The sequence below is a fragment of the Halosolutus halophilus genome (assembly GCF_022869805.1).
Classification (GTDB): Archaea; Halobacteriota; Halobacteria; order Halobacteriales; family Natrialbaceae; genus Halosolutus; species Halosolutus halophilus.
Window position 1 is genome coordinate 3738345 of sequence record NZ_CP094974.1, and the last position, 14070, is coordinate 3752414.

A 14070-nucleotide genomic window follows, 5' to 3' on the forward strand; every position below is an offset into this window, starting at 1 on the left:
GGGGTAACGTCAAAGGCGCGCAGTCGATGGTAGGGAGCGCGTCCCGGACCTGATGGATAGTCCGGGCCACTGTCGAGGTATCCTGCCGGCGAGCGAGTGAGCCAATCCCGACGTACCGCGTGAGCACGCCTTCCGATCGCAACTCATCGAGACGGGTGAGGTACTGGTGTGGAGACCAACCCTGGAGAACCGCGACGGCGATCCGGGTGAAGCACGGCTCGCCCAGTCGCGACGGGAGACGAGATACGCGGCCAGTACTGCTGTGACGATCCCGACGGGGAAGCTGCCGAATATCATCGCTGTTGCAAGACCAACCGCTTGTGTCGAGAGAATGGCCAAAACGAGCCCACCACCGATGACGAACCCTGCAATGGCCGCTACCGTCGCCCAGAAACGGCGTAGCGTCCGCTCGGAGGCCTGGCCAGTGGCGGTGACTTCCTCCCAGTAGGTGACGCCCAGATATACAAGCGGGACCAGGGCTATCCCGACCGTGAGACCGGCAGATAGCCCCAGCATCCCGGCCGACCAGACGTACGGGCGAGTGCTTCGGTCACGCCGATCCCGACCACGAGAAAGCCGAGGACGCCAACGAACAGACGGCCTACAATCTTGATTACGTTATTCATGGCTTCTCTGAGCCAACCGAGAGCACATCCATACCAGTTGGTTCCCGATTATGGAGAATATTCGGCTGTCATCACTGTCCAGCGTATTGAACGTCGAGAGTTCTATCAATCATGAATGGTGGTTGCAGGGGTCGTGCTAAATACAGGGCGCGAATGTCGCACGAGATATGGCTCGATTTGCGAAGGTACTGATCGCTCAGTACAGGACAACCAACCACCACCGAGTGGAAGACCAAAAGGCACATATGTAAATATAGTGAAAATTAAATTATGGATATTGCCTTGCTTTTTCTTGGAATTTACTGTCTAATCATGGGAATTGTCGGAATTATCTGGCCATACAAAATGACGAAATTGGGTGAGGCGATAGAATCAACAAAAAATCAGCGCCCGAGGCAGGAGGTTGACCCGATGGCAAGAGGGTTTCGTACATACGAGATTGGGGGGGTGATAGGAGCGATCTTCGGTGCCGTCATATTGCTGGTGAGGTTCATTTACCTGTAACCGATTGGGAAAAGAGCGTGCTATAGAAGGTGCAAGTCTGGCAGTGTCTCGTCGATAGAGGATCTTCCTGAACCCTGCTGCGCCACACCTCGTGGTCGGCGCCTGTCTGTTAGCCAACTAGACAGCGACCGGCTACCTCGAACGAGCACTCGCCGAACGCGTGGAGGTTTCCGCGGTTCGACCCGAGGAAGACGAGGTCAGAGGTGACCGCCGGAGTCCCCCTGCCGGCGTCTTCGTTGCGGCCCATCTCTGCGCGACCGAGTTCCGCGCCCGTTGCAGCGTCGACGACGAACAGGTGCCCGTACATCGTATCCCGCTGGATCCAGCCCGTGGCGTAGACTGCATCACCGGAAACGACCGGCGTCGAGACGAGATCGACCTGTGGCTCGCCCTGCGGGCGCTTGCCCTCGTCGGGACCAAACCGCCACACCCGCTCACCCGTCTCGAGACGGCGGGCCTCGAGGCCGAAAGCCGCGGCATGATAGATCAGCCCGTCAGCGACGGTCACTCCCGCATCTGACCAGCGGGGTCCGATCGATCGCTGCCAGCGAAGCGATCGGTCATCGCGGTCTAGCGCGACGAGCGTGTGCTGCTCGTCGTCCTGGTGCCAGAGCGGCACGAGCAGCAGGTCGTTGACCACGGTCGGGGTCCCGGTGATAGGCCCCTCCCAGCGCCAGCGTTCCTCGCCAGTCGCCAGATCGAGCGCGGCGAGCCCGTCGTGAGAGAACGGAACGTAGACCACGTCGTCGGTGCCGGCCAGTTGCCACATGCTTGTCCGCTCGGGGAAGGGCACGCTCCAGCGTTCGTTCCCGGTCGCGGGATCGATGCCGTAGACTGTTTCGTCTTGGTGGTCGTCGACGACTGTGCTGTACGTCCCCGTCACGACGACATCGTCGGTCACGACGGGCGTGACGGCATCGGGCGATTGCTGGGCACGAGAGAGGTTCTCGAAAGTCCACTGGACCTCCTCGTCGGTGGTGAGCATCGTCACGCCGGGCTTGGTCTGGAGGACTACCCGGTCGCCGTCGACGACCGTCGAATCCGAGGGGTAGAAGTAGTGGAACTCGTCGGTCCGGGAGAGCTCGGTCGTCCACCGGGAGTCACCGGTCGCCGCGTCGAACGCCTCGATCCACGCCCCGCCGCGTTCGTCACCTCGCGACTCCTGTGAATATGCAAAGTAGAGCACGCCATCGTCGACGACTGGAGAAGGGGCAACCCCGCCGCTACGCAATCGCTCCCGATGCCAGACTGTGTGAAGGTCCGTCGTCGGCCCCTCTGTGGTCGAGTACCCGGTGTGGGCGTTATTCAGCGTGCGTCTGGGCCAGTTGCCGTCGGCGGTCGGTTGCTCGGTCGAGATGCATCCCGCGAGTGCACCGATCCCGGCGGTACACGCTGCGAGAACCGACCGACGTGTGGAGGGCATTGGTCCGGGAGTTATCGTGGCGTAAGGTATAGACTTCGGTCGTCCAGCACGAACGCTGCCGGAGGGAGGACGTACCCGCCCGTACGCGCTTGTCGGCGCCGAAGTACACAGATCCAGAACGGCGGGCTGGAACCGCGGACATCGAACCAGGAGCTAAAGCCATCCGCTGTATCCAGCGCGTCATTTCTGACAGAATCTGGATCGGTCGCGCTGAGTCGTGCTGCATACAGAGCGCGAATGTTGCAGGACATCTGGTTCAATTTGCGAAGGTGATGATCGCTCAGTATAGACTCGATATTGCTTCCACCAGACACGTGACCGCACGAACACCCCGAATTTCTGCTCGATCGCCACGTTCACTGGTTCGTTCATATTCCGCTGATGATAGAGGGCGTTGTCCGGTCGTGCGTTCCACGCGAAGACTACGGCTTTAGCCGTGGATAGCTGATCGACGTACCTCCGAACGATCAGCCAACACCGCCATCGCACTCGAGATGATAGTTGCGGCTTCCGGCGGGGTACGCCAGCCACCGTTGAGACACAGCTACTTTCTTTGTATTTGACGGAGAATCCGACGGTATGAGTCCCGACCGCGAACGCCGAAGGGTCGCTCTGGTTCGCTCGTGGAAGTCGCGACTACGTGAAGGGGTCGTCGGATCCAGCCAACCCGTCGAGGTTGCCTACACCGTGTACGATCGCCTCCGCCACATCCACGAAGCACCCCTCAAGAACCTCCGGTACTCGTTCTGGTGGATCCGGAAAACGTTCTTCACGAAACCGCGCGCGCCGACGCCGTCGTACTTAATCGACATGCGCAAACCCGACATTGTTCGGCTGTTCGGACGACACTACTTCGAGCCTGGATGGGAACTGTCCTACAACTATCACGGCGAAGTGCTCAACCTCAGACGAATCGAGTACGTGGACGACGACGAGTACAACTGGTGGCAGGTGCATATTCGTGGCTATCTCCATGAAGAGGGGATCGAACTCACTGCACACTACGAAACCGAGCCGGTCCAACATCCTGACGCTCACATCGACCTTCATGGACTCGATGTCGAGCAGGGCATGGCAGTTGTCGGCCAGATTCTGAACACAGAAGGGGTCGACTACCGGCAACTCGACCCCGAGGAGCGTCCCGAACTCTCAGATCGTTCCCTGAAGTCGACCAGACGATCCACGTCGATCACGAGCCGATCGGCGGACTGATACCCGAACAACCACGGCAGCCTAGTGCACCAAGCGCGCCAACCGCGTAGATATACCACGAGATCACCCCGAGTGGGACGTCTGCCAGGCTCTCAAAAGCACTTTCCCAGTTCCTGGTGGTTACGGCCACGAGTATCAGCGTCAACTGTACGTCCCACAGGACGATCGCGACGCCGACGCTCGATCTGTACCACGTCTCGGATAGCCACTGTGACTCGTTTTCCTCGGTGTCGCTCGCCGCCTCGCCCCACGTTCGACCGTAGCCATACGCAATGTCCGTCAGCAAGAAGTTTGTATCTTACCCGGCAGTGAGCGAGAGACGAACAAAAGGGTGGATGCCAGTTCGTGGATCTTCGGCAGTCAGCAAATCTCGGTTGGGGGTCTACGGCCCTTCAGTGGAGTTTCCGTTTGTCATCGTGAAAAAGTGCTAACACCCAGCACATCGTTCTTCTACACATGTGGACTCCGACACGGACCGTTCAGACATCGAGGCGAGCGTACACAGAGCAACGGCGGCCACCCGACCGACGACATTTCCATGCCGTCGGCACCTGAGACGATGGCCTTCCCAGACCTCGCGGTGAATCTCATCTACAGCGTCCTGTGTCTGGTCCCGGGCTTCATCAGCCTGCAGATCGTGACCCACACGACGACTCTCGAACCGGATCTGAGCGAGTTCGAGAAGTCGACGTGGAGCCTCCTTGGTAGCGGCGTCTCGCTTTCGGTGACGTACTTCGTGTACGTCGTTTGGAGGGGGATCGCGACGGGGACCCTCGTACTCATCCGCCCGCTCGATATCGGCTGGGTCGAACTCGTCGCCGCCTATCCGCTCCTGCTCTTCGTCGCGGTCGTGGTCGGATACGTCAGTGCGAAACTTCTCAGTCGCACGCGTGGAACGCTGACGACTGCCCACCCCGAAACGAGCCAGTGATGCTGATGAGCGACTGAGCGTGATGATTACGTCGGGATCGGCACTGGTGTTCCTCGGCGTCTAAAACCGCTTAGAGATGTGCTGGCCGGATTAGGAGTGTGAAATTCGAAGGTGTGGAGACCCAGATCAAGACGTTCTTCGAACGGCTTCATCCGGCGCCGGCAAGACGACGTATACGTGGTTTCGGTCTGCAACCTCGGGCCGGTGGTTTCCGGCAGTAGAGTGTCTCTGCGTCTACGTACGATCCTGAGGCTGTCTTCGGCAGTATTCGGCCATTTTGGCCCAAAAATATCAGTTCAGATTGTATGTCATAGAGTAGTAATCTACGCGGGTAGTGATGTCTGGTTAGCGGTATCTGGTTTGACACGGATGGGTGGTTGAAAGCGGTTCTGATTATCAGGTATAAAAGAATTTTCCTACGTCCGGTTTCTACTCGTATAGTGACTGTGTGGCACGTATCGGGGTTTGAGGCGGGATATGAGGATACCACAGTATCGATGACTGAGGTTAATACAGGACAGCAGTGTTGAAAATTTCTGCCGAGTATTGTGTTCTTCTGTAAAGATCAGAATCGGCCCCCGAACCTCGTTCTATCCGTTGTCTTTCTTTAATGTAGTCGGTTGTATCTTTTCGAATACATATACTGAGCCGAGTCTCTTTCGTGTATTGTATTTTTCAACCAAGAATACTAAATCGCTATTTGATCGTGTTTTCCGGCTGCATATTTGGACGCATAGGATAACCCTCCACAACCACCCACTTTTACGACAATCGGGAATCTCAGGGGATCTGTAATCGAACCGCGGTGTCGCTACAGGCACATACGGATCTGTCTGCCTGTCAGTGGATATGTACCTGCCTGTCAGTGGATATGTACCGTCGTCATAGTGCAGTAGTTTCGTCTTCCCGATACAGGAACTCGGAGGGACGCTACAGAGTGGGGTGCCGGTTTTTGGAGTGCTCGGGCACCATCTCGCTGGGACTAAGATTGGATTCTAGCATGCAGAGGCTTCTTTCAACTACGTTCACGGTTCTTCTCGGGAGATGAATGGAACCCCGGTCGGGAATCTCCACCCAAGATACAGTTGCCAGAGTAGTCGCATTTCTAACGGGTGGTTGGTTATTTAATTTCTGTCGAGTATAGTAGAAACCATCAGATGTACAGGACTTACGATCTATCAGATGAGTTCCGAGACCGTTCTTCTTCCCGCGAGCGACGACGCACCGCCCGTTCAGCGCGTACGTGCCCTCTATTCAGCAGCGACTGGTAAATCTGCCGAATCGCTGTCAGGAAGAGCGTGCGAAATACGGAAAGTGTTCAATAGGGGGCGTTTACTGTGGAATAAAAACCCTGTTCAACCGATCCGTACCGATCTGGCCGCTGCTCGAGTCTTCGAGCGGGGCCCGAGATTCGGACCGGATGATCGAATGATGAAATCGGAACACGATGCAGAGACGGGACTACCTATCAGCCGCAGCCGGACAGGTGAGCGTTCCGTGGTAACGGCAGTTGAAGAAGACGAGCGTAACCGAGCCAGATCGACCTAACAGACGGACACCCAATACCTGTGACCGTTCGAGCAAGTGACGGCTCGCTGTTCGCCGAACGCCGCGACCGACCGGCTGACTTTTAGTTCGACGCCCTCGTCGGCGATCGCGATACGCGTCCGGGCGGTACACTGCGGACAGGCCACTTCCTTCGTCGCCGTCGTTTGCATCTGTCAACACCGTGTGTCCCTACGACACGGGACAGCATAACCCCATTCTCAGGGAAATCGCATCGATCCCCAGTTCTGACCGTCCCGTCGCGTCGCTACAGCGTGTCCAGCCGATCGAGTCCTCAGGCGGAACAGTTGTTCGGTCCGAGTTCGAGTTCGGTCCGCTCCTCCGGCGGTTCCGTCGTGGCCCCGCGGTTCAGGTCGATGATCGCCTCGAAGTTCGCCGGCTCCTCGCCGGCGTCTGCCAGTCGATCGACGAACGCCTCCTCGTCGAAGTCGAGCACGTCGATTCCGGTCCGGGCCTCGCCGACGGTCGTGGTGATCGGCTCGCCCGGCCGTCCGTGTTCGAATCGGCCGTCGTTCGTGACCGTGACGTGGCCCGGCAGGACGACGACGGACTCGGGTTCGGCGAGGATCGTCCGGTGAAGCGTCTCGTAGAGCATCCGCGCCCCCTGTTCTCCCTCGTCATCGCTGAACTCGAGTTCCGTGCGGCCCGTCGAGTCGACGTGCAGCGTGTCGGCGGTCAGCAGCGCGTGCGCGTCCACGAGGGGAGCGATCATCTCGCTGGTGTGGCCGGGTGCGGGGACCGCCTTGACCTCGCGGTTGCCGACCTCGAGGACCTCGTTTCGGTCGAGGGACGTGTACTCGAACTCGACGCCGCGTTCAGCGGCCCGATCGCCCAGGTAGTAGGGGACGTCGAGTTCGTCGGCCAGTTCTCGACCACCGGAGACGTGATCGGCGTGAACGTGGGTGTCGACGACGCCGACGATCGTGAGCCCCCGTTCCGCGGCCGCAGCGGTGAACTCGTCGGTGTCGGCCGTCGGGTCGACGACGATCGCGTCACCGGTCTCCGCACAGCCGACGAGGTAGCTCAGACAGCCCTTCGCGCGACGCTGGAGCTGGACCACAGTCAGGTCGTCGGCGACGTCGACGTCGACCCGATCGTAGACGCCGCTCCAGCCTTTCATCCCGCCGTCGACGGCGTTGACCTCGAACTCGTCGGTCGCCGACGAGAGCTGGGTCGCGAGGTTCCCCGACGAGAGCCCCTTCGCGCAGATGGTGATCACCCGATCGGGATCACCGACCAGGTCCCGGAATTCTTCGAGGCGGCCGTCGAGTTCCTCCTCGGGACCGAAGGGAAAGTGTAGCGCATCGGTGACGTGCCACGACTCGTAGCTCTCCTCGGGTCGTGTGTCGACGAGGACGAAGTCGGCGTCCTCGTCCTGCAGTTCCGCGAGCCGATCTGGGGAGAGGGTGGTGACCATGATGATGGATACGACGTCGGGCGGCTAAGTCTCCACCCCTGAGTGGGCAACCCAGAAGTGCCGATCGACGAACGGGGGAGACGGCAGCAGCCCGATGTCGTCGACGACCGGGATGGCGGACTCCCGGAATCGCCCACCCGGACGAGGCTGCCCGTCGAGCCAGCCACGCCGTGTGAAGCACGGTCGCCGATGCGGTTCCTGCCGAGCGATGGCTCCCTCGCAGAGACCCTCCCGGCTACGCGATCCGCGCCGGACGCCCGGCAGCACCGATCGCGACGCCAAGACGGCTCGGTCGAGTCCCGTCGAGCGAACCGTCTCGAAATCGGGTCGGGCACTTCGGGATGACACTCACGACGGAGCCCGAGGCCAACTCGCGGCGACGTAGTCGTCGATCCGCCACCCGTTCCGAGACCCGCCCGGCGTCGTCGTCCCGACCGGCGGTTTCACCCCGCGACGCTCGGGCCAGCAGGGCGAGGACGGTCCGGCGGACGGGTTCGACGATCGGTCGATCGGACGGTCGACTGATACCCGGATCGGCGGTCAGTGCCGAGCAACGGTTCGAAAATCGGGTCGATCGAGAGGATGATTTAACTGTCGACCGTTCGACGAACAGGTATGGACCTCTCAGATTCCGTCACCGCCGCCGTATCGGTCCTTCGACGCCGGCCAGCCGACCTGCTCCCGTTCTACCTGCTCGGGGCCGCGATTCCCGCGATCGTCCGGGTCATCCCGTTCCTCGCACTGCTCGTCGGCTACGTCCATCTCGGCTCGACCGGCCGACTCGCGACCATTCAGGACGAACTGGTGGCCCTGGATCTCGAGCCGCCGGACCCGAATGCCGACCCCGAGGCGTTCGACGCGTGGGCGGCCGATCTCGAGCCGATCGGCGAACAGCTGTTCACGCCGACGATCGGCGCCCTCGTCGCAGTGACGATCCTCGTGAGCGTCCTCGTCCTCGTCCTGCTGTACGCCATCGTCGGTGCCGCCCAGCTGTCCGCCTGCTACGGGCGGCTCCGCGACCAGCGCGGCCTGATCGCCGGTCTCGGCGGCGGACGACGGTACTGGCTCCGGTTCCTCGGCCTCTATCTGCTCGAGTTGGTCCTCTGGATCGTCGTCGTCGGGGCGACGGTCCTGCTGGGTGGCGTCGCCGGCACCGCGATCGGGCCGGCTGCCGTCCTCGCCGTGCTCCCCGCCCTGCTGATCGGATTCCTCGCGATCGCCGCCATCCGGGCGGTGTTCGCGTTCGCCCCGGTCGCCGTCGTCGTCGACGACGTCGGCGTCTTCGGCTCGGTCGTCCGAACCCTCGGGTTCATCCGCCATCACCCGATCGCAGCGGGGTTCTACTACGCCGTCTCCGTCGGCTCGCTGATCGCGTTCTCGACCGTGACCGGGGTGCTCGCGTTCGTCGACGTCGTCAGCCTCGGCGCGCTCGTCACCGCGTTGCTGGTGGTCCCCTTCCTCGACCTGCTGAAAACCGGGCTGTACACTGACGGCCGAGGGCGGCTCGAACCACCTACCGCACCCGAGCGATCGTTCCGGAGTCAGGTCGCCGACGGCGTGCGAACCGGCTGGGCCGAGATGGGGTCGTTCGTCCGATCGACGCCGCTGACGCACGCGTTCGTGATCGTCCTCGCCGTCGCCTCGTTCTGGATCGGGTGGGAGGCCACGGCGCCGTTCGCCGACGCGTTCGAGACGTCGATCAACGCTCGACTCGAGGGACACATCCCCCCGGCAGCAGCCCTGGAATTCTTCGCCAACAACTGGCTGGTCGCGATTACGACGGCCTACGCCGGCTTCGCCCTCGCGATTCCGGCACTCGCGTCGCTCGTGTTCAACGGCGTCGTGATGGGCGTCTACGCGCGAACCGAGGTCGAGCCCACCGAACTGGCGGCGTTCGTCGCCCCACACGGGGTCTTCGAGATTCCCGCCCTCCTCATCGCCACGGCGCTCGGGCTCTCGCTCGGTGCGATCGCCGCTCGCGCCCCGCTCGGGCAGACCAGTCGCCAGGAGTTCGCCGACGCCCTCGAGCGGGCGTTCTGGGTGCTCGTCGGCGTCGGCCTCCTCCTTGCGATCGCGGGGATCGTCGAGGGGTTCGTCAGTCCGTACTACTATCAGTTCTTCCTCTAGATCACCCACCGCGACGAACTTCGACGGCGATCTCCGCAGGCAGGTCGTCTCGATGCCCGTCCAGCAACTCGAGCAGGGGGCGAACCTCGTCGAATCGCGGCCCTTTCGTGACGACGTGACCGTCTCGATCCCACTCGATCAAGCCGTACGCGGCCAGTCTGGGGAGGTGCACGTGGTGAATACGAAGCAGTTCCTCGTCCGCGCCGGCGATCTTCCGGGAACTGGACAGGTGTCTGTGGAGGAGTTCCTCGTTCGCGTCGGCGATCTCCCGGGAGACGCCGGACAGTTCCGCGACGTACTGTGGGTCGTCGTACAGCAAACCGACCAACAGGCGGCGTCGGTGTCGATCCGCCAGCGCATCAAAAATGTCGTCGATCACGTGTCACCACCCTGTCAGTGGTATCGTGCCGCGTTCTATTAATCCGCCCACATTTTCACGCCGGACAGTTGTTTTGAATAACCGAGTGACAGGATGGCGGACCCGATCCGATACTGCGGACGATCCGGTCCGTCACCGACCGATCGCGTCCGGCGATCGAGAAGCACGTCGGCGCGATCGACACCCGTTCTCGGGATGGCGACGCCGAACCGGTACTCGACGAGCGCTACTGGTAGGCCTCGAACTCCTTCCCGAACAGGACGAAGTACGCGGTGCCGACGGTCCCGATCGCGGTCCCGATCGCGAACGCGAGCGTGGGTGACCCGGCGAACACCGTCTCGCCCGTCAGCGGGTTCGCGAACCCGCCCCAGACGAGGCCGCCGAGTGCGGCACTCGGGATGACGATCAGGTTCCGCAGGAGGTAGTAGGCCCCGGTGACGCGGCCGCCCGCCCCCATCTCGGCGGGGCCGACGATCAGCGCCTTGTGGGCCGGCAGGCCGGCGAACCGGAGCCCGGAGAAGGCAAACAGGAGGGCGAGGACGGCGGCGCTCTCCGGCGCGCTGATGAGCAGGATCGGGAAGACCGCGTAGACGACGAAGCCGAGCGCGACGACCGGTTTGAGACCGATCCGTTCGGCGGCCAGCGCCGCGGGGAACATCACCAGCAGCGCGACGCTCATCTCGAGGCCCAGCAGGATCCCGAAGTACGACTGGGGCGACAGCGCGATCGATCCGACGGCGGGAAGAGAGAGCGTGAGGCCGACCTCGAGAAAGCGCGTGACGACGATTACGAAGAAGACGTAGACCATCCCGTTGGCGAAGCGGACGAGCGTGTCGCCGACGAGCAGCGGGCGCAGTTCGTCGGGCATCGCCCGGAGATCGGCGAGCAGCTGTGAGACGCCCTCGAACTCCGTGCCGATGCTGTCTTCCTCGACCTCGTAGAGCACGTGCTGGACGACGGTCCCGAGGCCCCCGAAGACGACGGCGACCACGAGGATCAGCTGGAACGCGACGACGACGTCGCTGTCGGTCGAGCCGAACGGGAAGAACAGCGCGGCGGCGATCAGGGGGCCGACGAGGAAGGCCGTCCGCCGAAACGTCTCCGTGGACGCAAAGCCCGCCGCGAGCCGCGACGGGGGGACCGACTGTTTGACGATCGCGTACGTCGCACCCAGACCGAACGACTTCCAGGCCTGTGCGAGGACGAGTCCGAGGAAGATCGCGACGATCGCGATCGAGGTCGGGCCGATCGTCACGTCCGCGAACAGCGGGGCGGCGAGCCAGACGCCGAACCCGAGCGTCGAACACAGGCCGAACGCCGTGAGGGCGTACCGCGAGCCGATCCGATCGGAGATCGCGCCGCCGGGATAGGGGTAGACCGCGCTGATGACGTTCCCGAACGTGCCGAAGAGTCCGACGACGAACGCCGTGGCCCCGAGCGCGGACATGTACTCGGCCATGTACCGGCTGGTCATCTGGAAGCCGAGACTGAACGCGAACATCGCCGCCGAGAGCACCAGGACGTCCCGCTCGAGCGCGAAGAACTGACGGAACGCGTCGAACGGATCGATCTCGTCCTCGCGGGCCTCCTGCTCGAGAGTCATACGGGTACCTGACTGTCGGAGGGGCTTTGTTTTTGCTCTCGTCCGCGGACCGGACGTCGAGCGACCCTATCCCCCTCGTGGCTGGCACAAATATCGAACCAATAAAGACCGACGGGTCCATCGTGGGGCACATGACGACGACGCTCGGAACGGCGAGCGCGGGGCCCGGCGAGATCGATACGGGCCGGCTCGAGGTCGGCGAGACCCGGGACGGCAGTCCGATCGGTCTCCCCGTCGCCGTGATCAACGGCGCGAAGTCGGGGCAGACACTCTACATGCAGGCCGCGAGCGATGGCGACGAACTCAACGGTATCGGCGTCATCCAGCGCGTCGTACCGCGACTCGATCCCGCCGAACTCTCGGGGACGATCCTGATCGTCGGGATCGTCAACTACCACGCGTTCCAGGTGGCCGAACACCGGAACCCGATCGACGACACGAAGATGAACCGGGCCTATCCGGGCAACGAGAACGGAACCTCGAGCGAGCGGATCGCCGCGGCGACGTTCGACATCGCGACGGGGGCGGACCTCGTGCTCGACCTGCACCAGGGGTCGACGAGCCGGATGATCGACGAGGTCCGGGTCCGCTGTGGCGGCCGCCATCGGCTCCACGGCGAGTGTCTCGAACTGGCGAAAGCCTTCGGTTGTGGCTACGTGCTCGACCAGAAGGGGCCGGACGGGCAACTCGCCAGGGCCGGCCCCGACGAGGGCGTCCCCACCGTCGACCCCGAACTGGGCGGCAGCGTCGGCTGGGACGAGGAGAGCATTCGAAAGGGAGTCGACGGAGTGTTCAACGTGCTCAGACACTACGACTTCCTCGACGGCGAGCCCTCCCTCACGACCCAGACCCGTGCGAGAGGGTTCGAACAGTACGGTGCCCCGGCCGGCGGCCTCACCTCCCTCGAACCGGAGCTGGGAAGCCGGGTCAGTGCCGGCGACGTGCTGTTCGAGGTGACGACGCCGTTCGGCGAACCGAAAGCGGAAGTGACGGCCGACAGCACCGGCATCCTCTGGCGAACGCGGCGGCTCCCACAGGTCGCGACCGGGGAGTACGTCTGCTCCGTCGCCACCGACATCGACGAATACTAACATGGCATCCGATCTCACCTGTCCCGACTGCGGTACGGTCTACGAGGCTGGTCCGAACGAACCCTGGCGCTGTGCGTGTGGCCACGCCCTCGAATTCACCGAGCATCCGCTCCCGCAAGGCGAACCGCTCCCGATCTCGCGGCTCGACACCACCGACGGGCTGTGGACCTTCTTCGAGTTCCTCCCGATCGAGCAACACGTCACCTTCTTCGAAGGGTTCACCCCGATGGTCGACGCCCCCGAGTGGGACGCGTCGTTCAAACTCGAGTACGTCTTCCCGACCGGGTCGTTCAAGGACCGCGGCGCGACGACGACGCTCTCGCGCGCCGTGGAACTCGGCGTCGAGCGGGTCATCGAGGACTCCTCCGGCAACGCCGGGGCCGCGATCGCGACCTACGCGGCCCGCGCGGGTATCGACGCGGACATCTACGTGCCGGCGGACGTCAAACAGTCGAAGCTGATGATGATCCAGCGGGCCGACGCCCGCCCCGTCCGGATCGACGGGAGCCGCGAAGACGTCACCGCGGCCTGTCTCGACGCCGTCGAGGGCGACGGCGATACAGACGACGACGGCGACACAGACGACAGCGGCGACACAGACGACGGCGGCGACGTCCCGTGGCAGACCGGCGAGGGCTGGTACGCCAGCCACGCCTGGAATCCCGCCTTCTACGCCGGCACGATGACCTTCGCGTTCGAGGTCGCCGCCCAGCGCGGCTGGACCGTTCCCGACGCGCTCGTCCTCCCGATCGGTCACGGCACCCTCTTCCTCGGCGCGTACAGAGGGTTCTCGTTGTTAAACGAGGCCGGAATCGTCGACGGCATGCCCCGATTGCTCGGCGCGCAGGCTACCGGCTACGCGCCCATCGTCGACGAACTCGGCGGCGACACCACCGACGCCGAAGGCAACGGCACCACGATCGCCGACGGAATCAAGATCGCAGCGCCCGCCCGCGAGGGTGAGATTCTCGACGCGATCGCCGCGACGGACGGCGACGCCATCGCAGTCGGCTCGGACCCGATCGAAACCGCGCTCGATCGGCTCCACCGCGGCGGGTTCTACGTCGAGCCGACCTGTGCGGCCGCGCCGGCAGCGCTGCGCCAGTACCGCGAGCAGGGGACGATCGCCGACGACGACGACGTCGTGGTCCCCCTGACCGGGACCGGATTGAAAACCCTTTGATAGCTGCG

12 protein-coding genes and 1 pseudogene are annotated in these 14070 nt (G+C 63.0%); 6 read left to right on the plus strand and 7 right to left on the minus strand.

The features are described from left to right. Window positions 1–9: 9 nt before the first annotated feature. Window positions 10–516 carry a DUF8147 domain-containing protein gene (locus MUG98_RS25670; protein ID WP_486606245.1) on the minus strand — a complete coding sequence of 169 codons (507 nt, stop codon included), beginning with the start codon at window positions 514–516 and terminating at the stop codon, window positions 10–12. Window positions 517–896: 380 nt separating this feature from the next. Here MUG98_RS25670 and MUG98_RS18385 point away from each other — a divergent pair, with 380 nt between their 5' ends. After that, the gene (locus MUG98_RS18385; protein ID WP_265108871.1) at window positions 897–1130 is read left to right on the plus strand and encodes a DUF6199 family natural product biosynthesis protein; all 234 of its coding nucleotides are present in this window, start codon (window positions 897–899) and stop codon (window positions 1128–1130) included. 109 nt (window positions 1131–1239) lie between these two features. On the opposite strand, the gene MUG98_RS18390 is transcribed toward MUG98_RS18385, so the two are convergent. Both MUG98_RS18390 and MUG98_RS25580 read right to left on the minus strand, forming a co-directional pair. After that, window positions 1240–2553: a PQQ-binding-like beta-propeller repeat protein gene (locus tag MUG98_RS18390; RefSeq protein WP_265108872.1), complete on the minus strand. Its 1314-nt coding sequence runs from the start codon at window positions 2551–2553 to the stop codon at window positions 1240–1242. Window positions 2554–2844: 291 nt separating this feature from the next. Beyond that, window positions 2845–2970, minus strand: a pseudogene (locus MUG98_RS25580) (IS5/IS1182 family transposase); the annotation flags it as partial. 270 nt (window positions 2971–3240) lie between these two features. Between MUG98_RS25580 and MUG98_RS18395 the strand changes: the two are divergent. Together MUG98_RS18395 and MUG98_RS18400 are read left to right on the plus strand one after the other, a co-directional pair. Further along, window positions 3241–3765 carry a hypothetical protein gene (locus tag MUG98_RS18395; protein ID WP_265108873.1) on the plus strand — a complete coding sequence of 175 codons (525 nt, stop codon included), beginning with the start codon at window positions 3241–3243 and terminating at the stop codon, window positions 3763–3765. A gap of 538 nt (window positions 3766–4303) precedes the next feature. After that, window positions 4304–4696: a hypothetical protein gene (locus tag MUG98_RS18400; RefSeq protein WP_265108874.1), complete on the plus strand. Its 393-nt coding sequence runs from the start codon at window positions 4304–4306 to the stop codon at window positions 4694–4696. Between the two features lie 1544 nt (window positions 4697–6240). Here the strand turns inward: MUG98_RS18400 and MUG98_RS25585 are convergent. After that, window positions 6241–6414, minus strand: a complete 174-nt coding sequence (locus MUG98_RS25585; protein ID WP_425601057.1) for a hypothetical protein — start codon at window positions 6412–6414, stop codon at window positions 6241–6243. Between the two features lie 122 nt (window positions 6415–6536). Continuing rightward, window positions 6537–7679, minus strand: coding sequence for an MBL fold metallo-hydrolase (locus tag MUG98_RS18405; RefSeq protein WP_265108875.1), 1143 nt, complete (start codon window positions 7677–7679; stop codon window positions 6537–6539). Window positions 7680–8294: 615 nt separating this feature from the next. Here MUG98_RS18405 and MUG98_RS18410 point away from each other — a divergent pair. Beyond that, on the plus strand, window positions 8295–9806 hold the full coding sequence (locus MUG98_RS18410) for a stage II sporulation protein M (protein WP_265108876.1): 1512 nt from the start codon (window positions 8295–8297) through the stop codon (window positions 9804–9806). A 1-nt stretch (window position 9807) separates the two neighbouring features. Here the strand turns inward: MUG98_RS18410 and MUG98_RS18415 are convergent, their stop codons facing one another. Beyond that, window positions 9808–10185 carry a DUF7344 domain-containing protein gene (locus MUG98_RS18415; protein ID WP_265108877.1) on the minus strand — a complete coding sequence of 126 codons (378 nt, stop codon included), beginning with the start codon at window positions 10183–10185 and terminating at the stop codon, window positions 9808–9810. Between the two features lie 226 nt (window positions 10186–10411). Further along, window positions 10412–11788: an MFS transporter gene (locus MUG98_RS18420; protein ID WP_265108878.1), complete on the minus strand. Its 1377-nt coding sequence runs from the start codon at window positions 11786–11788 to the stop codon at window positions 10412–10414. A 131-nt stretch (window positions 11789–11919) separates the two neighbouring features. Here MUG98_RS18420 and MUG98_RS18425 point away from each other — a divergent pair, with 131 nt between their 5' ends. Both MUG98_RS18425 and MUG98_RS18430 read left to right on the plus strand, forming a co-directional pair. Then, a complete protein-coding gene (locus MUG98_RS18425; protein WP_265108879.1) occupies window positions 11920–12879 on the plus strand; it encodes a succinylglutamate desuccinylase/aspartoacylase family protein in 960 nt (319 codons plus the stop codon). 1 nt (window position 12880) lies between these two features. Further along, the gene (locus MUG98_RS18430; RefSeq protein ID WP_265108880.1) at window positions 12881–14062 is read left to right on the plus strand and encodes a pyridoxal-phosphate dependent enzyme; all 1182 of its coding nucleotides are present in this window, start codon (window positions 12881–12883) and stop codon (window positions 14060–14062) included. Window positions 14063–14070: the final 8 nt, after the last annotated feature.

Bases quoted from the DNA above. Each gene is read 5' to 3' on its own strand.
- MUG98_RS25670 (WP_486606245.1), bottom strand. From the start codon at position 516: ATGCTGGGGCTATCTGCCGGTCTCACGGTCGGGATAGCCCTGGTCCCG.
- MUG98_RS18385 (WP_265108871.1), top strand. From the start codon at position 897: ATGGATATTGCCTTGCTTTTTCTTGGAATTTACTGTCTAATCATGGGA.
- MUG98_RS18390 (WP_265108872.1), bottom strand. From the start codon at position 2,553: ATGCCCTCCACACGTCGGTCGGTTCTCGCAGCGTGTACCGCCGGGATC.
- MUG98_RS18400 (WP_265108874.1), top strand. From the start codon at position 4,304: ATGCCGTCGGCACCTGAGACGATGGCCTTCCCAGACCTCGCGGTGAAT.
- MUG98_RS25585 (WP_425601057.1), bottom strand. From the start codon at position 6,414: ATGCAAACGACGGCGACGAAGGAAGTGGCCTGTCCGCAGTGTACCGCC.
- MUG98_RS18405 (WP_265108875.1), bottom strand. From the start codon at position 7,679: ATGGTCACCACCCTCTCCCCAGATCGGCTCGCGGAACTGCAGGACGAG.
- MUG98_RS18410 (WP_265108876.1), top strand. From the start codon at position 8,295: ATGGACCTCTCAGATTCCGTCACCGCCGCCGTATCGGTCCTTCGACGC.
- MUG98_RS18420 (WP_265108878.1), bottom strand. From the start codon at position 11,788: ATGACTCTCGAGCAGGAGGCCCGCGAGGACGAGATCGATCCGTTCGAC.
- MUG98_RS18425 (WP_265108879.1), top strand. From the start codon at position 11,920: ATGACGACGACGCTCGGAACGGCGAGCGCGGGGCCCGGCGAGATCGAT.
- MUG98_RS18430 (WP_265108880.1), top strand. From the start codon at position 12,881: ATGGCATCCGATCTCACCTGTCCCGACTGCGGTACGGTCTACGAGGCT.